Below are 20,243 nucleotides of genomic sequence, written 5' to 3' on the forward strand. Positions count from 1 at the left end.
GTTGTTGAAGACTACAACGTTGATAGGCAGGGTGTGGAAGCGCTGTAAGGCGTTGAGCTAACCTGTACTAATTGCCCGTGCGGCTTAACCATACAACACCAAAGGTGTGTGGGTTGAAACATGTCATATTTTTAAGAGCGAGCACGACACCAAAGGGTGAGTGACTTGGGTTGAACGAACTTCGTTATCTTTTATCGACATAGCTTGTCACGAATTAACAAATTTGTCTGGCGGCCATAGCGACGTGGAACCACCTGAATCCATTCCGAACTCAGAAGTGAAACATGTCAGCGCCGATGGTAGTGTGGGGTCTCCCCATGTGAGAGTAGGACACCGCCAGGCTTCAAATAAAACAGCCCTTCGCGAAAGCGAGGGGCTTTTTTTTGGGTGTAAGTGCTTACTGTATATTGGCGCATACACCATCACAGGGTGTAACACCAAAGTTACCACATCGGATGTTGCCTCTATCACATGCTCGCCTAATACACATATTTGGTGAGTGTTGGCATTCTCTAGAAAAACCATAGGCGCAGTTACAAATAGGAGTGCTATTTTCTATTTGCAGGATATGGCGAGGGTAAACATCACCTTTCTATTTGCAGGATATGGCGAGGGTAAACATCACCAAAAACCCGACTAAAGGTCACCACGCCCAAAAGAATCTCGCCATCGGCAACAAATTTTAAGAGTTCGGGATGCTGATAGTGCCAAGTCTCATCAAACACGCGTGCTGTGGTTAACTTTGCCTGTTGTAAAAACTCTTGCTGAATATCGTTAAGCTCAAGGTTTTGGCTTAATTCGCGGTCAATATTATATAAATAAATACGTTTCATTTGTTCAGGGCTTAATTGTCCCTGCATATACGCCGCATATTCATTGGATAGCTCGCCTATCTGCCACAGCTTATTGGCAAGCTCTGCACCCGTTAAGCTTTCTCCTAAATGAACAAAATTATCAATTTCGCTTTTAACGTCATTGGATAAATTAGGCTCACATGATTCGCCGTAACTCAGCGGTACAAATGCAAAGAGTATAAAAATTAAAAAAGAACGCGATAAAGTTTTCATTTTTGGTCTCCTTTAAATATTATCTTTATAAAGAAACGATATTTTAACAAAAGTCAAGAATTTTATGGCAAGGGTGATGTGTTTATTTGTTTGGTATAACAGTTATGTTACCTCTTGGTGAGGTAAACCAATTTTATCTTGTTTTTTTTGTGTGCGTGTTGGTAGTTACAAGTTTAGTGTAATAAAGCAAAAGCAGCCTCTATTTAAAATGTAGTAGAGTTAGGGTAATGCTATTTTAAGTCGTCGTCATATATGTGTGCTTTGAGTATGAGTGGGCTGTTTAAATTACTCAATGAAACCACTTAGTTGCCGATGTATGATGGCGTGAGTTTATTGATGAGTATGTTGATAAAGGATGCCTGAGTGAACTTAGCTGTTATTCCTGCTCGAGGTGGAAGCAAACGCATACCTCGTAAAAACATTAAAAGTTTCTGTGGTAAACCTATGTTGGCTTGGTCTATAGAAGCGGCTCAACTATCTGGTTGTTTTGACGACGTGATAGTTTCAACGGATGATCAAGAAATTGCAGCAGTGGCAAAACAATATGGGGCAACCGTTCCTTTTATCCGCCCAGCTGAATTAAGTGACGACATGACTGGCACATCACCAGTTGTTAGGCATGCAATTGAAGCATTAGCTGAGCAGGGTCAAATATATGACAAGGTGTGCTGTATATATGCTACCGCACCGTTTTTGACCGGTGATATTTTACTAGACGCTATGCGGCTATTGGAGCGCGATTCGCCAAGTTATGTTTTCTCTGTTACTTCATTTCCGTATCCGATACAACGAGCGCTGCGTATAACAGAGCAAGGTAGGGCAGAAATGCGTAATCCTGAATATGGACCTGCACGATCGCAAGATCTGGAGGAAGCGTTTCATGATGCTGGTCAGTTCTATTGTGGTAGTAGCGAGTCTTGGTTAGCTAAAAAAGGTATGTTTAACTCAGCAGCATTACCTTATGTATTACCGCGCTACCGAGTGCAAGATATTGATACCCCTGAAGATTGGATTCGAGCGGAGATAATGATGCGCGCATTGCAACAAACGGGCGTAGTGTAATGCACATTGCTTTTCGGGTTGATGCCGGTATGACGATGGGCTCTGGCCATGTTATGCGTTGTGCAACCCTTGCTCATGCGTTAGTGGCTAAAGGTTACCAAGTGTGCTTTTATACTCGGCCCCAAGCAGGCGACTTATGCCAATGGCTAATTGCACAAGGCTTTATAGTTATTAAACTAGAGCCTGCAAATAATGCACACGATCAGTATGCTACGGAGCACGGGGCTTGGCTTGGTACCACACAACGTGAAGACGCCAAACAAACCTTAGCAGCAATTAAGCAACAGCCTAACTTCTGGATAGTGGATCACTATGGTTTAGATAGCTATTGGCATAGCTTAGTTATTAAAGGCACGCCGGCTTTAGTAATTGACGACCTAGCAGACCGAAATTATTCAGCAAGTCTCTTGTTAGATCAAAACTTAGGCCGCAAAAAATCAGACTATAATAAATTAACGAGTGCCGAAGTATTAGCTGGCCTTGACTATGTTTTATTACGTCCAGAGTTTCTATCCGCCCGTAAAATTAGCAATATAAGACAAAGCCTAGAGCATATCGTGATTACCATGGGAGGCGTGGATCAACCTAATGCGAGCGGCCTTAGCCTGACCGCGTTATTGGCGGCGGAAATTCCCACATTAAAGTCAATAATGGTTATTCTTGGTCAAGCAAACCCGCACCGTGAAGATATTGAACAACGAGCGCGAACTAGCAAACCAATTAACATACAAATAGTACAGGGTGTAGGTAATATGGCAGAGCGATTACGCAATGCCGACTTAGCCATAGGCGCTGCCGGCACTACTTCATGGGAACGTTGTGCTGTTGGTTTACCCACTATTATTATTGAGCTTGCTGCTAACCAGAAGCTAGCCGCTGAGGCCTTGTTTGCTACCGGAGCCGCCGAGCTTGTACGGCTAAATGAAATAGGCGATAAGTTAGCGCAGGTAGCGTGTCGAATAGCTTCAACGCCAGGCTTACTGACTAACATGTCGGAACGGGCGTTTGAGCTAGTAGATGCTGAAGGTACCAAGCGGGTAGTTGCACGAATTATTGATAGCTTAGAACAATCACAGTTAAATCCAAACAGCTAACCAAAGTGAGTCATTATGAATATTGCAGGTCGTAAAATTGGCGCAGAACATAAGCCTTTTATTATTGCTGAACTTTCTGGTAATCATGATCAGTCACTAGATAATGCATTAGCCATGGTTGATGCCGCCGCCGCTGCGGGCGCCGATGCGATAAAGCTACAAACCTATAGCCCAGAAACCATTACGCTAAATGTTCATGAAGGCGATTTTTATATTAGCGATCCAGATAGCCTTTGGCATGGGTACTCTTTGTATCAGCTGTATGAAAAAGCCATGACCCCATGGGAGTGGCATGAACCATTATTTAACCGTGCAAAACAATTAGGTTTAATTGCGTTTAGCTCGCCCTTTGATTTAACCGCAGTCGATTATTTGGAAAGCTTAGACGTACCCTGCTATAAAATCGCTTCCTTTGAAAACACCGACCATGGTCTGATTGCAGCAGTGGCTAAAACCGGGAAGCCCGTAATATTATCAACGGGCATGGCAACGCAAGCGGAACTGGCCGAGTCGGTGGAAGTACTTAGAGCAAATGGTTGTGATGACTTTGTATTACTTAAATGTACCAGCCAATATCCGGCACGACCACGTGATGCTAACCTAGCAACTATCGCTCATTTAAAAGCACTATTTAATTGTGAAGTGGGGCTTTCTGACCACACCACAGGTATAGGCGTGTCTGTTGCCGCAGTGGCGTTAGGGGCAAGTGTTATTGAAAAGCATTTTGTACTCGATCGCGCTGAAGGTGGCGTTGATGCAGAGTTTTCTATGGAGCCGGCAGAATTTAAAAGCTTGGTAGACGAATGTTCACGAGCTTATGACGCGGTGGGCATAGTGCATTATGGTTGCACTGAACAGGAAGTGGCGTCGCGGGTACACCGACGCTCACTTTATATTGCAGAAGACATGCAAGCAGGCGAGGTACTCACGGCCAAGAATTTACGCTCGGTTCGCCCTGGTGCAGGGTTACCAACCAAATATTTGCCCGTGTTGCTTGGCCGTAAAATAAAACAAGCGGCTAAAAAAGGTACACCTATGCGCTGGGAATTAATTTAACCATGAGCACTTATTTTCAGCGTTATGGGGTAACTATAAAAACGCTAACCGAAAGCGACCTAGAAATGGTTCGTAATTGGCGCAACAGCCCTGAAATTGCTCAACATATGCTCGATCAAAGCTATATTACTGCAGACATGCAGCGTAAGTGGTTTAATGGCTTAGTGAATGACAATAGCCGCGCCTATTGGGTGGCTTGGTTTAAAGGCGAGCCCATCGGAGTTGTCTCGCTGGTGAATATTAACCGTAGCGAAGGAACGGCTGAACCGGGCATGTATATATACCCGCAGCAGTATCGGAATAATATTGTGCCTTTTTGTGTGGCCTTTATTTTGAATGACTATGCTTTTGATGAGCTAGGGCTGTCGTTATTGTATGGCAAAATTTTCACCGATAACGAGGCGTCCGTCCGTTTTCACGAAAAATGTGGTTATGTGCAAGTGAATGAAAGAAAGCCTAGCCATGAAATGACGAATGTGCCAAAACAACTTTTACACTATGAGCTTAAGGAAGCTAATTATAAGAGTGCCAGAGACCCCATTGCGCGGTTTATCCGCTATTAAAGGTAGGTTGTGGTTTGTATGATAGAAATTAACTTAACCGATAAACATGTTCTTATTACTGGAGCCAGCCGCGGCATAGGCGCTGCGTGCGCTAAGAGCTTTGCCGCGGCAGGCGCAATACTTTATTTAAATGGTCGTGATAGCGACAAGCTCAATGCACTTTGTGCAGAGTTAAGTGAAGAGTATGGCGTAAACTGTCATGCGTTGCCGTTTGATGTAAGCAAAGCCGACGATGTAAAGCAGGGTTTTCAACAACTATTTAAGCTCACTAAAAAGTTAGATGTGCTGGTGAATAATGCGGGTATTCTCGATGACGCTTTAGTGGGCATGGTTACGCCACAGCAAGTGGAAAACACGTTCGCAACGAATACCCATAGCGTAATTTATTGTAGCCAATATGCAGCACGGTTAATGCAGCGTAGTGGTGGCGGCAGTATAGTAAATGTTGCTTCTATTATTGGCCGGGTAGGTAATGTGGGCCAAGCAGTATATGGCGGTAGTAAAGCGGCTGTCATTGGTATTACGCTGTCGTTATCGAAGGAGCTAGCAGCGACAAATGTTCGAGTGAATGCTGTTGCGCCAGGTTTTATAGACACAGATATGACGAAGCAATTAACCCCTGAGAAATATCAAGAGCGAGTGAATTCAATTGCTATGGGGCGCGTTGGAACAGCGAGTAACGTAGCAGATACGGTGCTGTTTTTAGCGTCGGACTTGTCGGTTTACGTAACTGGGCAAGTGATCGGCGTTGACGGCGGCATGCTTATTTAATTTTTGTAAGGTTTATACACAACATGATGGCAGCAGAAAAGTTAAAGCAGGCGTTCGTAAAATCCTTAGCGGTACCTGAAAGCGTGATAACCGATAGCTTAGAGTACAACTCAATTAAAGAATGGGACTCGACCGCGCACATGATTTTAATTGCAGAACTAGAAGATGTATTCGACGTAATGCTCGACACGGACGACATCATTGATATGAGTTCGTACGCTAAAGCCAAAGAAATACTGCGTAAATATGACATCGACTGCTAGCCTAAGCTTTTACACTGATTTAGGCCGCTTCTCTGGCATTGCACTTATTGGCGAAACAGAGCAATTAAGTTATGCCGAGTTAGAGCAGCGGGTACAGCAGACAGAACTACAGATAAAACAAACGTGCATCACCGGTAGTAACCATGTGGCGTTATTAGCGTTGTTGTTTTCTTCCAGCATCGATGCCGTTGTAATCTACTTGGCGGCATTGCGTAGCCAAGTGCCGCTATTGTTGGTTGATCCTGAATTGGCACAAGCGGCTAAAATGCAAATGTATGAACAGCTTGGCGTTGGTTTTGAGTTTACGGCGGCCAAGAAAAACCAACCGAGTAAGCTAAAACAGCTGCGTAGCAACTGTCATTGGCCAACCACTGGTACTGTTGCGCTTATGCTGAGTACTTCAGGAAGCTCGGGCAGCCCCAAAGCAGTTATGTTAAGTGCAGATAACCTGCGGGCTAACACTATATCTATTACTCAATACCTGCCTATACAGCCCACAGACGTGGCCATTACCACGTTACCGCTACATTATAGTTATGGGCTGTCGGTATTAAATACTCACTTGGCTTTAGGTGCCGCAATGGTTTTAACTGAGCAACCGTTGATGTCGCGGGAGTTTTGGCAGCTGGTACGTAGCCATAACGTTAGTTCGCTTGCCGGCGTGCCATTTCATTATCAAATGTTACAAATGCTGCGTATTGAGCGCATGGAACTGCCAGCAATGCGCTATTTAACCCAAGCCGGTGGAAAATTAAACGCCCAAGCTGTGTCGCATTTTGCCAATCTAGCGGCAGAAAAAGGCTGGCAGTTCTTTGTGATGTACGGACAAACAGAAGCCACCGCCCGTATGGCCTTTACGCCGCCAGAATTAATAAGTAAATACCCAGATGTAATTGGCCAAGCTATTCCTGGTGGGCGTTTTGAAATTCGAAATTTAGACACAGACGAAAAAGTTACAGCAGCAGGGCAAGAAGGCGAGCTTTGGTATTTTGGCGACAATGTTATGTTGGGTTATGCCGAATCACATGCTGACTGGCTGCAGCCACCGGAAGTAGCTCAAGTTTTAGCCACAGGCGATATAGCCTGTTGGACAGAACAAGGTTTGGTAAAAATAACTGGGCGCTTGTCGCGCTTTATTAAAATGAGAGGCAAACGCATACAGCTTGATCACTTAGAGCAAACATTAAAAGAACAAGACGTAGAGGTATATTGCTGCGGGCAAGATGACCAGCTGTTCTTTGCTATAGTGGGCGGGGAAGGGAACCCAAAAGCTGCCGAACTTATTCAACAACTTGCCACTGAACATTTACATTTACACCCTAGCCTATGGGCTAAAGTGCAGCTAGAAGCAGTGCCTTACTTAAGCAGCGGCAAAGTAAACTACTCGGCATTATTACAGCAGTGTTTACAGGAGCAGGAGTAACCTATGCCTACTAATTTGCTTGATGCTTCACCTTATGGCGTTGCTGCCGCAGATAAAACGCCGTTGTTACTACAGGGCTTGCAAGCGCTCACCCAGCACCATCAACAGCACTGCTTACCTTACCAACGGCTTTTTGCTAACCAAGCCTTACCCTACACGCAACTTAGCGATGTGCCCTTTCTAACGGTGCCATTATTTAAGCAGCGCCAGTTAACCAGTATTCCTGAGGCTGATATTTCCAAGGTGCTTACTTCGTCGGGCACCACCGGCACCGTTCCTTCACGCATTTATTTAGACGCAGATACGGCAAAACTACAAAGCCGGGTGTTGGTGAAAATAATGCAGGAGTGGTTAGGTAAGCAACGTTTACCCATGCTTATTTGGGACAGCCCCAGTGTGATTCAAAGTAGAGACTCTTTTTCAGCCCGTGGCGCCGGCATTCAAGGTCTGTCATTTTTAGGCCGCCATCATACTTATGCTTTGAACGACGATATGTCGCTTAATGTACCTGCGATTACCGATTTCTTTAATTGCTTCGGCACAGAGCCTGTATTTATGTTTGGCTTTACTTTTATGGTGTGGAAGTTCGGTTTACAGGCGTTAAAAGAGCATAATTTAAAACTTAATTTTGCCAACGCGGTGCTTATTCATAGCGGCGGTTGGAAAAAGTTGGAAGACGAAGCCGTTAGTGCGAGAACCTTTAATGCCACGGCGCAAGAGCTACTTGGCCAAATACGGGTGCATAATTTTTATGGCATGGTGGAGCAAGTGGGCTCTATTTTTGTTGCTTGCGAAGAAGGACATTTACATTGCCCGTCCTATGCCGATGTTTTAGTGCGTACGCCCGGCAGTTGGCAGGTTATGCCGACAGGAGAAGCAGGGGTGTTACAAGTTCTGTCGTTACTACCAAAAAGCTACCCTGGGCATAGCCTGTTAACGGAAGACAGGGGGCGTATATTAGGTGAAGACAACTGTGCCTGTGGGCGTAAAGGTAAATATTTTGAAGTGCTTGGCCGTATGGCTAAAGTAGAAGCTCGGGGCTGCAGCGATACTTTTGAGGACAATAAGCCCTTTGAAAATGGTGATACCTTAGTAAATAAAGGAGCGGGCCAATGACTGTTGAAGTAGTAAACCCAGTTTCTGTACAGGGCCAATTAGCTCCTTTTGCTGACCCACAAGCAATAGAATACTGTAAAACGTTATCGCAAGCCTTACTGCAAGAGCCCGCTGCACGTGAGTATTCCGACTTAATGGCGCTCGGTTATTGGTTGCGTCCAGCAAGCCTAGAGCGAATATTAACCCCGTACCGAAAGCTTAAACTACGCCCCTTAGGCCATGTATTTCATGCGGCCCCAGGTAATGTGGACAGCCTATTTGTGTATTCAGGCATTTTAAGTGTGCTTTGTGGGAATTTAAATACCATACGCCTTTCCAATAAAGCCGGCGGTAGTGCTGATGTGTTATGCGATTTACTGCAAAGCTTAACAGCAAGCCACCCCGATGTGAGCGCCCGCTTTCAAATTATCCGTAGCCCACGCGACGCTGCTGAACTTATTGAACTGCAACAGCAGGTAGACGGCCGCGTGCTATGGGGCTCAAACGAAGGTATACAGGCACTACGCCAACGAGTCATTCCGGCGCATGCCAGAGAATTTACTTTCGCCAATAAACTGTCCTTTGCCGTACTTGATATAGAAGCCGTTATTCATGCTAAGCCCAATGAGCTAGCGCAACTAGCAAGTAACTTCGCCCGCGATAACCTAACCTTTGCACAACAAGCATGTTCGTCGGCAAAGGTGGTAATTTGGCTTGGTAAACCAGCTAAAAAAGCTCAAGCGCAGCAGTTGTTTTGGCAGGCGCTTAGTACTTTTTTAAATACTGAGCAAGGTCAAGGTAAGTACCCACTTACAGAGAGTGAGCACTATCGCGCTCTAAATAATGCACAAAATCTCGTGATGTCCGGTGTCGTGAGTCAAGTGCAAACGAGCGGAGGCTACATACGATTGGAAGGCTCCCATTTGCATCACTCACTTCTTAGTGCACATCAAGGCTGCGGCATATTTGTCGAACTGCATATAAATGAACTGAGTGAACTTAATTCACAACTAACGCCGCAGCATCAAACCATGTCATATTGGGGAATGAGCGAAGTGGACGTAAATTGCTGGCTCAGTACCTGTTTAGTTGGTATTGACCGCGCCGTAGCCATAGGCACAGCGTTAGACTTTAATGTAATTTGGGACGGCGTGGATTTAATCAGAGCGTTTTCCAGAGAAACATAAAAATGCGTAGCCGAGCATAATACTAGGTCATTTCCTACAGATTAAAGGCTAAAAATTATTTTAATAAAATTGGATAACTCATGACAGATACTAATAACATAGCGACAACGCTAGACAGCCAACCACAATTTCTTGGCCACCCAATCGGGCTTTATGTGTGCTTTCTTACCGAAATGTGGGAACGCTTTTCATTTTACGGTATGAAGTATTTACTCTTGTTATATTTAACAAAGTATCACTTATTTAGCGACGCCGGTGGGCTAAACGTATTAGGGAGCTACGCTGGTTTAGTGTATGCCATGCCGGTTATTGGCGGTATGTTAGCCGACCGTTATTTAGGTATGCGTAAAGCCGTTACTTTTGGTGCGGTGTTACTTTGTTTGGGTCACTTAGGTCTAGCCTATGAAGGCCTTCAAGCTTATGTACAAGACGGTGTTGTGGTTCAAGATACCGGCGCCATTCAAGTGTTTTATTTCTCACTGGCACTCATTATTATGGGAGTTGGTTTTTTAAAGCCAAACATTTCTACCATTGTTGGTCAGCTCTATGGTAAAGATGATGCCCGCCGCGACTCCGGCTTCACCATTTTCTATATGGGCATTAACCTCGGCTCGTTTATTGCCACTATATCGGTTACTTACATTGGTGAAGTATACGGTTGGGGTTATGGCTTTGGTTTAGCTGGTATAGGTATGGTGCTGGGCCTTATTATATTTTTAACTGGGCAAAAATACTTATATGGCTACGCAGAGCCTTCAAACCCTGATGCCTTAAAAGAAAAAGTATTTGCAGGTATTAACCGCGAATGGATGATCTATTTATGCACTATACCCGCGCTTGTTATTATGTGGCAGCTGGTGCAGTACAACCCAATCGTGCATAACGCATTGCTGGGCTTATCGTTTCTTGTGTTGGCTGGCATTATTTGGTTTATGGTTACCCAATGCGACAAAGAAGAGCGCGACCGCATGACCGTATTAATTGTGCTGACCGTGTCGACGGTGGTTTTCTGGGCACTGTTTGAGCAGTCGGCATCGTCAATGACCCTATACGCCGACCGCGTGATGGACCGTAACGTATTAGGTTTCACCGCTACCGCAGGTCAGTTTGGTTCATTAAATGCGTTCTTTATTATCACTCTTGCACCATTGTTCGCCTGGTTGTGGATGTTCCTTGCTAAGCGAAATTTGGAGCCAAGTACCCCAGTAAAGTTTGCCTTAGGTATTATTCAAGCTGGTTTAGGCTTTGGAGCCTTGGTTGTGGGCGCTATGTTCCCGAACGAAGCTGGTTACGTTGCCGCTTGGTGGATGATTCTAGCTTACGCCCTACACACCATGGGCGAATTATGCTTGTCGCCCGTAGGACTTTCGGCAGTAACAAAGCTAGCCGTACCTAAAGTGGTTGGAGTAATGATGGGCGCTTGGTTCCTAGCCACCGCATACTCAGAGCTACTTGCTGTACAACTAGCGAAACTAGCTGCTATAGATGTACCTTCAGGCGAAGTAATTAATGTTAGCACCGCACTGGCCGGCTACACCGAACTATTCACCTTCTTGTGCTACGTTGGGGTTGGTTTTGGTGTGTTTATGCTTGTGATTAGCCCTTGGCTGAGAAAACGCATGCACGGTGTGCATTAAACACTGAACGCCATATTTTTGTAAGCCCTGTGTCAAACTTTTGGCATAGGGCTTTTTGTTAATTAAATTCTTCACCGATAAGCTTTTGTTTTCCTGCTCTTTGCCGATAAGCTATGTAGGCATACACGCTTTTAGGGTACGCTCCAAGGACGGTAGCGTATAAAAATAAGGGCCAAAATGAAGTTACTAATTACCGGCGGTGCTGGCTTTATCGGCTCTGCTGTTATTCGTTATATTATTAAACACACAAACGATACTGTGGTGAACCTCGATAAGCTGACTTACGCGGGTAACTTAGAGTCGTTAATAGGCGTGAGCGACAGCGAGCGTTATAGCTTTGAGCAAGTTGATATTTGCGATGCTGCAGAGCTTAACCGCGTATTTGAGCAGCATCAGCCAGACGCTGTGATGCACCTGTCCGCTGAAAGCCATGTAGATAGGTCAATTGATGGACCTGCTGAGTTTATTCAAACCAATATTGTTGGTACTTATACTTTATTAGAAGTGGCTCGTGCTTATTGGAATGAACTTGAGCCTGGGCGTAAGGAAGCTTTTCGATTTCATCATATTAGTACCGACGAAGTATACGGCGACTTACCGCACCCCAGCGATAGCAAAGACGCGAGCCTGCACCTATTTACCGAAAGCACCACGTATGCGCCAAGTAGCCCTTATTCCGCCAGTAAAGCCAGTTCAGACCATTTAGTGCGTGCATGGCTGCGTACCTATGGCCTACCAACAGTGATTACCAACTGCTCGAATAACTACGGGCCTTATCATTTCCCAGAAAAACTGATTCCCTTGGTTATTTTGAATGCTCTCGAAGGAAAACCACTGCCTATTTATGGTGAAGGTGACCAAATTCGCGACTGGCTCTATGTGGAAGACCATGCTCGTGCGCTATACAAAGTAGTCACCGAAGGCACAGTAGGCGAAACCTATAATATTGGCGGGCATAACGAACTACAAAATATCGATGTGGTAAAAACCATTTGCCACATTCTTGACGAGCTTGCCCCGAGAGAAGGCTCATATCAAAGGTTAATCACGCATGTAAGCGACCGACCTGGCCACGACCGTCGTTACGCCATAGATGCCAGCAAAATAGAAAAAGAGCTGAACTGGAAACCACAAGAAACTTTCGAGTCGGGTATTCGTAAAACAGTGCAGTGGTATTTAGACAACTCGCAGTGGTGCCAGCGTGTACAAGACGGCAGCTATCAGCGCGAGCGTTTAGGAGTTAAATTATGAGCAATGAGACCAAAGGTATTATTTTAGCCGGTGGTTCAGGCACGCGGTTGTATCCGATTACCCGAGGTATCTCGAAACAGTTGTTGCCTATTTACGACAAACCTATGATTTATTACCCGCTCTCTGTACTCATGCTGGCGGGTATTCGTGATGTACTAATTATTTCAACGCCAGAAGACTTACCGAACTTTAAGAAACTGCTTGGTGATGGTAGTGATTTTGGGATTACTATTAGCTATGCCGAGCAACCTAGCCCAGATGGCCTAGCTCAAGCTTTTACTATCGGAGAAAAGTTTATAGGCGATAGTAATGTGTGTTTAGTGCTCGGTGATAATATATTTTATGGCCAAGGTTTTAGCCCCATGCTGCGTAAGGCGGCTGCGAAAAAAACAGGCGCAACTATTTTTGGTTACCAAGTAAAAGATCCTGAACGATTCGGTGTGGTGGAGTTTGATGCTAACCGGCGCGCGGTTTCAATTGAAGAGAAGCCGGTTAAACCAAAGTCACACTTCGCAGTAACAGGGCTTTATTTTTACGACAACGATGTGGTGCAAATAGCAAAAAAGGTTAAACCTTCTGAACGCGGTGAGCTAGAAATTACGAGTGTGAATCAAGCGTATCTCGAGCGTGATGATTTGGATGTTGAATTACTTGGCCGAGGCTTTGCTTGGCTTGATACGGGTACCCATGAAAGCTTGTTGGAAGCAGCTCAATTTGTTGAGATTGTTGAAAAGCGTCAAGGATTCAAAATTGCCTGTTTGGAAGAGATAGCTTTTAATCAAGGTTGGATGTGTCGGAGCTCTATTGAGCAATTAGGTAGGAAAATGAGAAAAAACACTTATGGTCAGTATTTATTAAGTATTTTGAATGATAAATAAAAACAACACCCCCAATATGATTCCAGTGTCCCGTCCTTACTTGCCGGAACGTAGAAAATTGGATACGTATATTTCGGGGATTTATGAACGCGCTTGGCTTACCAACCATGGTGAGCTTGCTCAGGAGCTGGAGAGTCGGCTATGTAAGTTTCTAGGGGTTAAGCATTTGCTTTTAGTTGCAAACGGAACTTTAGCAATTCAGATAGCTCTTCGAGCTTTAGGGGTGACAGAGCGTAATATCAAGCCTTTTCCCGAGGTTGTTACGAGTCCCTTCACATTTATAGCTACAGCAAGCGCTCCATACTGGGAAGGGGCTAATGTACAGTTTGGAGACATCGATAAAAAAAGTTGGTGTATATCACCAGATGAAATTTCTAAGGTTTGTACGAGAAATACGCAAGCTATTTTACCTGTTCATGTGTTTGGCAATCCTTGTGATGTTGAAGCAATACATGACATGGCTACCTCTAAAAATTTGAAAGTTATTTATGACGCATCTCACGCTTTTGGTGTTAACTTTGAAAAACGCAGTGTTTTGCACTGGGGCGATGCATCTACTCTCAGTTTTCATGCGACGAAACTATTTCATACAATAGAAGGGGGGGCGATCGTATTTAAAGATAAAGAAGCTTTAGATCGAGCAAAACTCTTGATTAATTTCGGAATCTCTAGACCTGATGAAATTAATGGCTTGGGAATTAATGCGAAACTAAATGAGTTTCAGGCTGCAATGGGACTTTGTGTCTTAGATGAAATTGAATTGAACTTGAAAAATAGAGCTCGAGTACATCAATGTTATATGGAAAGGTTGGAAGGACTTGTCATTTTTCAGGCTGTTGAATCGAGAGTTGACCAAAACTATGCTTATTTCCCCATACTTCTTTCAACTGAACGTGAGGCTTTAGAGGTGGCGTCGGCGCTTAGAGAAAATGGGGTTTCTAGCAGGAGGTATTTTTACCCATCACTGGATACGGTTGATTACCTTGAATCGGAATCTCACTGCCTTACTTCTCGTGATATTGCATCAAGAATCCTATGTTTGCCCATGTATGCGGAGCTAGAAAATTCAGTAATAGAACGCATTAGTAACATTGTGCGCGCGGTAATTCTAAATTGTAGGAACTGATTTTATGATTTTTTTAATTATTCATCCTAGTTTAAATAGAGTCAATTTGCATTTAACTTCACTGAGAATGGCTTGATTTATGCAACATAATAAACATAATGAATTCTTTTTATTTGAACGTGAACCAGCCAGCTTTAATAAACTATCAGATAAAAGCTTGTTACAATATTGTTTAGGCGGCACCTTGTATATGCCGGCAACAAGATCTGTAGTAGACAAGATTCTAGAACGTACATTTTTACACTTGAAGTCTATGGTGATGTGACTCCGGTTGAGTATGAAAATTATCAATTAAACGTGTCCACTTGGGCTTGACCAGTACACTGCGATGGGTTTGGCAGTTCTAGATGAAATGGAAGGAAATATTGAGAGTCGTAAACGACAATTTTTGCAGTACAGAGAAAAACTGAAAGATGTTGTGACATTCCAAGTTATGTCAACAGGAGTGTCATTAAACTATGCGTACGTACCAGTATTACTACCTTCTGAAGAGCAGGCAGAAAAAGCATATCTCACACTAAAGGAAAAGGGGATTACCGTGCGACGTTACTTTTATCCGTCCCTAGATACCGTTGAGTATTTTGGGGCTAAGGTTGAGTGCGCGGTTTCCAGAGATGTAGCTTCTCGTATTTTGTGTTTACCTATTTTCTACGGGTTGGACGAAGAGATAGTTGATGAGGTTTGTAGTGTTATTAGTGATATCGTTGACTAAACCCTAGCAATTAGCACGTTACTTGAAGAAGGGAATTTATGAAAATATTGATAACGAGCGTCGGCAGTTTAGTTGGCCAAAATATCTTAGATGTTCTTGAGTTTTCTTCGTTCTCTCGAAGATCTCGTGTCGAAGTTATTGGTACCAATAGCGTGGCGGCTAGTCCCCAGAACTTTCGGTGTGAACGTGTTTATTTGGTGGGGAACACAGCAACAGAACAGTTTGAAGCTGATTTTACGAATATTCTGACAGTAGAAAAGCCAGACGTTATCCTCAGTGGTCGAGATGAAGATACATTTAGAGTGACTCAAATTGTTCGAGACTTAGGTTCAGATGCAAGGCTGCCATATGGCACGATGAGTTCACTTGAAACCGCACTCAACAAAATAAAAACGTTCGAGTTTTGTCAAAAGCATAATTTACCATTTGCGGAAACCTTTCTGTCTGACGACTCTGATTATCTGACAGGGCTTAAATGTTTTGCTGAGAAAAATTCGTTCCCATTAATAGCTAAGCCAATCCAAGGGTATGCCTCAAAAGGAGTTTTTTTCGTCCGTAATATGGACGAGTTGGCCGTTGCGTCAAGGCTGCAAGGGTATATGTTTCAAGAGTATCTCGGTGATGGCGAAGCCCTTACTGAGTACTTTCATAGTATGGAGCATCTTATTCCACTATTTGCCCATGCACCGAATATTCACCATCATTCTTGTCATGCCATTATTCATCCCGACGGAACGTTTGACGATATTTTTATCAGTCGAAATGAGCACGATTCCGGTGTAACCATCGGTTTTAAACGCGTAGAGGATAAAGAGCTCGAACGGATTACGGCGCAATTTCTACGAGCAATATATACAGAGGGTGGTTATGGCCCAATAACCGTTCAATTTAGACACGATCGCTATGGGCACTGGAAAGCTCAAGAAATGAATATGCGAACCAATGGTAATACCTTTCCGCGCTTTATGATGGGGCAAGATGACTTGGGTGAAATTATTAATTATCTTTTACCTGACGCTGATTTCCCTATTTATGTTCCAGATAAAGAAATGTCGAAGGTTTTAATAGGTAAGACGCTCAAGAGCTGTGTTCTTTACCCAGAACAAGTGTGCGCTCTTTCGAAGAGTAACAAATACTCTAGGTAAATGATGACTTTAACGATTATTGAGCAATTGTCGAAATATTGTTCCGATGCTCATGAGAATCTTTTGGAAGATTCAGATTTAGCGCTTGTCGCGAGAGCGATGCTTGATACTGTTGCGGCTGGGCTCGCTGCTTATCAAGAACCAGTTGTGACTAAGTTATTTAATAGTGTGCCTGAGTCCTCTAAAATGAATCGATCGGGCGCTGGGGCTTGGAATTTGATTCATCGGAACTTTTCACTGACAGCAGAGCACTCAGCCTTAGTCAATGCAACGGCATGTCACGCTTTGGATTTCGATGATACCGGGGGGGCAACACAATCACATCCTTCGGCTATGTTATTTCCTGTTTTGTGGGCTCTATCCGAGAGTATTGATGTTTCTTGGAAGCATTTCGCAACAGCTTACACGGTGGGTCTTGAAGTATTTAATCGCCTATCCGCGTTGGTGCCGAATATGCACTCAAAAGGGTGGCACCCGTCTTCAACAATTGGAGTGGTAGCGGCATCGGCAGCGGGTTGTTATTTACTAAAGTTGAGCAAAACAGTCAGTGCAAACGCTTTGGCATTGTCTGCATCCATGCCCGCAGGATTAATTGTAAACTTTGGTACGATGGCAAAACCCATGCATCTAGGCATTTCTGCTCGAAATGCGGTGAACGCAGTTCAATGGTCTCAACATGAAATTTCGGCGTCGACCAATGTCTTTGACCACCGAACAGGATGGTTTACTGTTCTTGGTTACTCGTTACTTAAGCAGCACGATCTAAAGTTGGTCAGTAAATTCGGAGAGCTGATAATTAGAGATCCTGGTCTTAACGTAAAGCTTTACCCTTCATGCTCGCTGTCTCATAGAATTATTCACATTGTTCTTGGGTTAGTAATTGACAATAACATCGACTATCGGGAAGTTAAGAAAGTGCGATGTTATGCGACACCAAAGGCAAAAGGAATATTAACAATCGATACGCCGAAGAGCGGACTTGAAGGGAAATTCTCCGTTCCTTATGTCGTAGCAAGGTCATTATTCTCCTCGTCGGTTGAAGTTAAACATTTCAAAGATAAAGCCGTTTCCGAACTACCGGTAGTCGACTTAATGGAAAAGGTTTCCTTCGAAGTTCATCCGCACTGGACTGACAAAACCGATCCGTGGACACCTGATCGCGTCGTTATTGAAATGATAAATGGTAGCGAGGTCGAAGGAGAGTGCGTATATCCGCCAGGGCATTCTAAAAATGCAGTCGACGATAATGTTGTCATCGCGAAATACCTCAATTCTGCCGCCTACGCTGGTGTTGAGGAAAAGGCGGCTCGACTGTTTGTCGAAAATCTCTTTGATTCAAATTCAGAAAGGCGTTTGTATGACGTTCTGTTTTCGTTGAGGCAAGATAAAAATGAAGTTTAAGAAAGATGGGCCTGTGATAAGTGAGTCAGCGCGCGTAAATTCTGTAGAGTTCGGAATTTGTACGTTTCTAGACGAAAGAGTACGTGCGACAGAAAGCGTCATAGGTGACTATTCGTACCTGATGCATGATTCTGAAGTAATTTACACGGAAATAGGAAAGTATTGTGCTATCGCGCCTTTTGTTCGAATAAACCCAAGTACCCATCCATACTGGCGACCTGCTATGGCGAATTTTACGTATCGGAGTAAAGATTATGGTATTTGTGAAAACGATCAGCCGTTGTTCGATTTTCGCAAGAGCCAGCGAGTGACGATTGGCAATGATGTATGGATAGGACAGGGAGCTCTCATCATGCCCGATATTATCATTGGGGATGGCGCTATCATTGGAGGAAATGCAGTTGTGACTCGTAATGTTCCTCCTTACGCTATCGTCGGGGGCGTGCCAGCAAACTTAATCCGTATGCGATTTGACGAAAGTGTTGTTGAGTCTTTACTTAGAATCCGTTGGTGGGACTGGCCTGATTCGATTATGCGTGAACGAATTCAGGATTTGCGTGAAGAATCTATCGAACGTTTCTGTAAAAAATACGATGAGAACTATTAGTGGTCTCGTTCTTTCTTATAGCAGTCCTGCGGACTTAAATAGCTAAAATGTGTGAGTGATTTTATGCTGGGTTGTCTATGGTTTACGGGAGTTCTTGGGAGGATATGACATGAGCAATCTTAGATCTGAAGCTGAGATATTGTCTTCTTGGAAAGGTGATCTTGATAGCATCAAGGTGAGTATTCGATGCGCAGCTTATAACCATGAACGGTTTATTGAGGACGCGATCATTGGCTTTTTAAGCCAAATAACAGACTTCCCGATTGAAATATGTATACATGATGATGCTTCGACGGATAAGACCGCTGAAATAATTAGGCGATATGAAAAGGAATACCCAAATATTTTCAGAGCCATTTATCAAACGGAAAATCAGTACTCGAAAGATAATAAGCCAACAGCAATCTTAGAGAAAATGTGTTCGGGAGAATATATCGCAGTATGTGAGGGGGATGATTTTTGGCGAGACCCAACGAAGTTAGCGAAACAAGTCTCATATTTGGATCGGCACCCAGAGATTGTAATTTCTTCTCATGATGCTTGGATTGTAGACGAAAAGGGAAACCTTATGGCGAAATCCAAACTCCCTCCAAAACATCATCGCTGTTATTCTTCAGATGAGCTTATTCGATGCGATGGTTGGTTACTGGCCTTAAATATGGTTTACAGAAATATTAACTTTGGTTTCATTTCTGAACGCCATAAGGTGATGAATGGTGACACATTTTTGACTTCGCTGATTGGTAATTATGGTGGCAGTTATTTCCATACAGATATCGTGCCTTCCGCTTACAGAGCGCACCCAGGTGGTGTTTGGTCTTCTTTAAATCAAGAAGAAAAACTTGAAAATAGTATTCAAACATATTTTTGGATATACCGATATTATAAAAGAATAGGCCAAGTTAATTATGCCGATATCTTCTTTGAGAAATACAAAAAATGCACATTAAATTTAATTTCCAAAAAGGAATATTTAAAGTTTCGATATGATTCATTTTACTCAGAGTTCTCATCGATTACGAAATGGGCTCAAGCATTGGCTGATGGACGCTCTAAATACTTGATATACGGCAACGGGACCCTTGGTAAATATATCCACTCTCTTTTAAAAGATAATGTGATAGGATTTGTAGATCGAGATTGTATTAAAAACTCCGATGTCCCTGTTTATTCGATTTTAGAAATAAGTCAATTAGATTTCGATTCAGTTATAATCAGCCTTATTGGCCGCGAGGATGATGTGTTAGATAACTTCAAAAATTTTGAAATGTATAAAACAAAAAAAATTAGATTTGAGATTTATGGTTGACAGGATTTTACTACGGAAGTGTGATGTTAAATTACATTTTTAACTTGCTATGAATTTTATTAAGCCTGAATTCAGGAGGTATGTTGTTCGTGATACAGCTCGTTAAGTGCGCTTTGATAGGTACACCAACTCTTCTACTCGGACGTGCGCTGTATGAGAGTCTAGATATTATCCCTGTTGTTTCTTCAATCGAAGAAATAATAAACATACTGGCATCTGCAAAAGAATTACCAAAACCTAATAGGAACCGCGCTCTCGAATATTTCTATTTTATAATGACCAGAGGTCAGGATTTTTACTTCTCCAATCCGATTCATTGGTTTAAGGTGGAGGCTAATAACAGGATCAATGAAATTGTGGAACAACTTGAAGCTAAAACTGGCATTGCTTTGTTTGGTGTAAATGATATATCTAAAAAGTTATTCTATACACTAGGCATAGGTAAAGTATTTTGCTTTATTGATAACTCTGTTACCAACGGAGTAAAATTGATCCACTGACAACGGTTTAAAAGTGATCCACCTGAGGCATCATAGCCGCACTTTTCAATAAGACAAGGCGGCCTAACATGCTAACTCAGGAGCAACTAGTGGACA

Annotated in this window: 20 protein-coding genes and 2 rRNA genes; 21 read left to right on the forward strand and 1 reads right to left on the reverse strand. The window is 43.4% G+C overall.

The window, feature by feature from the left end; translation table 11 throughout:
* Positions 1–92 (forward strand): 23S ribosomal RNA (locus M1L23_RS00230); the annotation flags it as partial.
* 134 nt (positions 93–226) lie between these two features.
* Positions 227–342: ribosomal RNA gene (gene rrf, locus M1L23_RS00235) — 5S ribosomal RNA — on the forward strand.
* A gap of 242 nt (positions 343–584) precedes the next feature.
* Here the strand turns inward: rrf and M1L23_RS00240 are convergent.
* Positions 585–1,067 (reverse strand): hypothetical protein, encoded by a 483-nt coding sequence (locus M1L23_RS00240; protein WP_252624922.1) that lies wholly within the window; start codon positions 1,065–1,067, stop codon positions 585–587.
* Between the two features lie 363 nt (positions 1,068–1,430).
* Here M1L23_RS00240 and pseF point away from each other — a divergent pair, with 363 nt between their 5' ends.
* The 19 genes from pseF to M1L23_RS00335 all read left to right on the forward strand — a co-directional run bounded on the left by pseF (position 1,431) and on the right by M1L23_RS00335 (position 20,147).
* Entirely contained in the window at positions 1,431–2,129 is a 699-nt protein-coding gene (gene pseF, locus M1L23_RS00245) for a pseudaminic acid cytidylyltransferase (protein ID WP_252624923.1), read from the forward strand.
* Positions 2,129–3,223 carry a UDP-2,4-diacetamido-2,4,6-trideoxy-beta-L-altropyranose hydrolase gene (pseG, locus tag M1L23_RS00250; RefSeq protein WP_252624924.1) on the forward strand — a complete coding sequence of 365 codons (1,095 nt, stop codon included), beginning with the start codon at positions 2,129–2,131 and terminating at the stop codon, positions 3,221–3,223. Before pseF ends, pseG begins: the two co-directional genes overlap by 1 nt.
* Before the next feature lie 15 nt (positions 3,224–3,238).
* Complete coding sequence (pseI, locus tag M1L23_RS00255; protein ID WP_252624925.1) at positions 3,239–4,279, forward strand: pseudaminic acid synthase; 1,041 nt, start codon at positions 3,239–3,241, stop codon at positions 4,277–4,279.
* 2 nt (positions 4,280–4,281) lie between these two features.
* Positions 4,282–4,842: a UDP-4-amino-4,6-dideoxy-N-acetyl-beta-L-altrosamine N-acetyltransferase gene (gene pseH / locus M1L23_RS00260; protein ID WP_252624926.1), complete on the forward strand. Its 561-nt coding sequence runs from the start codon at positions 4,282–4,284 to the stop codon at positions 4,840–4,842.
* Between the two features lie 18 nt (positions 4,843–4,860).
* A complete protein-coding gene (locus M1L23_RS00265) occupies positions 4,861–5,613 on the forward strand; it encodes an SDR family NAD(P)-dependent oxidoreductase (protein WP_252624927.1) in 753 nt (250 codons plus the stop codon).
* A gap of 23 nt (positions 5,614–5,636) precedes the next feature.
* Positions 5,637–5,876, forward strand: a complete 240-nt coding sequence (locus M1L23_RS00270) for an acyl carrier protein (protein WP_338021811.1) — start codon at positions 5,637–5,639, stop codon at positions 5,874–5,876.
* A complete protein-coding gene (locus M1L23_RS00275) occupies positions 5,860–7,299 on the forward strand; it encodes an AMP-binding protein (RefSeq protein WP_252624928.1) in 1,440 nt (479 codons plus the stop codon). Before M1L23_RS00270 ends, M1L23_RS00275 begins: the two co-directional genes overlap by 17 nt.
* Before the next feature lie 3 nt (positions 7,300–7,302).
* On the forward strand, positions 7,303–8,415 hold the full coding sequence (locus tag M1L23_RS00280) for a LuxE/PaaK family acyltransferase (protein ID WP_252624929.1): 1,113 nt from the start codon (positions 7,303–7,305) through the stop codon (positions 8,413–8,415).
* Positions 8,412–9,581, forward strand: coding sequence for an acyl-CoA reductase (locus M1L23_RS00285; protein WP_252624930.1), 1,170 nt, complete (start codon positions 8,412–8,414; stop codon positions 9,579–9,581). The genes M1L23_RS00280 and M1L23_RS00285 overlap by 4 nt, the downstream gene beginning before the upstream one ends.
* Positions 9,582–9,661: 80 nt before the next feature.
* The gene (locus M1L23_RS00290) at positions 9,662–11,218 is read left to right on the forward strand and encodes a peptide MFS transporter (RefSeq protein WP_252624931.1); all 1,557 of its coding nucleotides are present in this window, start codon (positions 9,662–9,664) and stop codon (positions 11,216–11,218) included.
* Positions 11,219–11,395: 177 nt separating this feature from the next.
* Positions 11,396–12,469: a dTDP-glucose 4,6-dehydratase gene (rfbB, locus tag M1L23_RS00295; RefSeq protein WP_252624932.1), complete on the forward strand. Its 1,074-nt coding sequence runs from the start codon at positions 11,396–11,398 to the stop codon at positions 12,467–12,469.
* Positions 12,466–13,347 (forward strand): glucose-1-phosphate thymidylyltransferase RfbA, encoded by an 882-nt coding sequence (gene rfbA / locus M1L23_RS00300; RefSeq protein ID WP_252624933.1) that lies wholly within the window; start codon positions 12,466–12,468, stop codon positions 13,345–13,347. The genes rfbB and rfbA overlap by 4 nt, the downstream gene beginning before the upstream one ends.
* Positions 13,337–14,473: a DegT/DnrJ/EryC1/StrS family aminotransferase gene (locus M1L23_RS00305; protein WP_252624934.1), complete on the forward strand. Its 1,137-nt coding sequence runs from the start codon at positions 13,337–13,339 to the stop codon at positions 14,471–14,473. The genes rfbA and M1L23_RS00305 overlap by 11 nt, the downstream gene beginning before the upstream one ends.
* Positions 14,474–14,807: 334 nt before the next feature.
* Positions 14,808–15,185 (forward strand): DegT/DnrJ/EryC1/StrS family aminotransferase, encoded by a 378-nt coding sequence (locus M1L23_RS00310; protein ID WP_252624935.1) that lies wholly within the window; start codon positions 14,808–14,810, stop codon positions 15,183–15,185.
* 38 nt (positions 15,186–15,223) lie between these two features.
* Entirely contained in the window at positions 15,224–16,330 is a 1,107-nt protein-coding gene (locus M1L23_RS00315; protein WP_252624936.1) for an ATP-grasp domain-containing protein, read from the forward strand.
* A complete protein-coding gene (locus tag M1L23_RS00320) occupies positions 16,331–17,731 on the forward strand; it encodes an MmgE/PrpD family protein (protein ID WP_252624937.1) in 1,401 nt (466 codons plus the stop codon).
* Positions 17,721–18,338 carry a CatB-related O-acetyltransferase gene (locus tag M1L23_RS00325; RefSeq protein WP_252624938.1) on the forward strand — a complete coding sequence of 206 codons (618 nt, stop codon included), beginning with the start codon at positions 17,721–17,723 and terminating at the stop codon, positions 18,336–18,338. The genes M1L23_RS00320 and M1L23_RS00325 overlap by 11 nt, the downstream gene beginning before the upstream one ends.
* A gap of 109 nt (positions 18,339–18,447) precedes the next feature.
* Positions 18,448–19,647, forward strand: coding sequence for a glycosyltransferase family 2 protein (locus M1L23_RS00330; RefSeq protein WP_252624939.1), 1,200 nt, complete (start codon positions 18,448–18,450; stop codon positions 19,645–19,647).
* Positions 19,648–19,736: 89 nt separating this feature from the next.
* Positions 19,737–20,147 carry a hypothetical protein gene (locus M1L23_RS00335; RefSeq protein WP_252624940.1) on the forward strand — a complete coding sequence of 137 codons (411 nt, stop codon included), beginning with the start codon at positions 19,737–19,739 and terminating at the stop codon, positions 20,145–20,147.
* The last annotated feature ends 96 nt before the right edge of the window (positions 20,148–20,243 follow it).

This window comes from Aliidiomarina quisquiliarum (assembly GCF_023922585.1).
Taxonomy (GTDB): Bacteria; Pseudomonadota; Gammaproteobacteria; order Enterobacterales; family Alteromonadaceae; genus Aliidiomarina; species Aliidiomarina quisquiliarum.

Coding starts and splice junctions, on each gene's coding strand:
- M1L23_RS00270 (WP_338021811.1), top strand. CDS start 5,637: ATGATGGCAGCAGAAAAGTTAAAGCAGGCGTTCGTAAAATCCTTAGCG.
- M1L23_RS00285 (WP_252624930.1), top strand. CDS start 8,412: ATGACTGTTGAAGTAGTAAACCCAGTTTCTGTACAGGGCCAATTAGCT.
- M1L23_RS00275 (WP_252624928.1), top strand. CDS start 5,860: ATGACATCGACTGCTAGCCTAAGCTTTTACACTGATTTAGGCCGCTTC.
- M1L23_RS00240 (WP_252624922.1), bottom strand. CDS start 1,067: ATGAAAACTTTATCGCGTTCTTTTTTAATTTTTATACTCTTTGCATTT.
- M1L23_RS00290 (WP_252624931.1), top strand. CDS start 9,662: ATGACAGATACTAATAACATAGCGACAACGCTAGACAGCCAACCACAA.
- M1L23_RS00305 (WP_252624934.1), top strand. CDS start 13,337: ATGATAAATAAAAACAACACCCCCAATATGATTCCAGTGTCCCGTCCT.
- M1L23_RS00325 (WP_252624938.1), top strand. CDS start 17,721: ATGAAGTTTAAGAAAGATGGGCCTGTGATAAGTGAGTCAGCGCGCGTA.
- M1L23_RS00330 (WP_252624939.1), top strand. CDS start 18,448: ATGAGCAATCTTAGATCTGAAGCTGAGATATTGTCTTCTTGGAAAGGT.
- M1L23_RS00320 (WP_252624937.1), top strand. CDS start 16,331: ATGATGACTTTAACGATTATTGAGCAATTGTCGAAATATTGTTCCGAT.
- M1L23_RS00280 (WP_252624929.1), top strand. CDS start 7,303: ATGCCTACTAATTTGCTTGATGCTTCACCTTATGGCGTTGCTGCCGCA.
- pseG (WP_252624924.1), top strand. CDS start 2,129: ATGCACATTGCTTTTCGGGTTGATGCCGGTATGACGATGGGCTCTGGC.
- rfbB (WP_252624932.1), top strand. CDS start 11,396: ATGAAGTTACTAATTACCGGCGGTGCTGGCTTTATCGGCTCTGCTGTT.
- pseH (WP_252624926.1), top strand. CDS start 4,282: ATGAGCACTTATTTTCAGCGTTATGGGGTAACTATAAAAACGCTAACC.
- M1L23_RS00265 (WP_252624927.1), top strand. CDS start 4,861: ATGATAGAAATTAACTTAACCGATAAACATGTTCTTATTACTGGAGCC.
- pseI (WP_252624925.1), top strand. CDS start 3,239: ATGAATATTGCAGGTCGTAAAATTGGCGCAGAACATAAGCCTTTTATT.
- rfbA (WP_252624933.1), top strand. CDS start 12,466: ATGAGCAATGAGACCAAAGGTATTATTTTAGCCGGTGGTTCAGGCACG.
- M1L23_RS00315 (WP_252624936.1), top strand. CDS start 15,224: ATGAAAATATTGATAACGAGCGTCGGCAGTTTAGTTGGCCAAAATATC.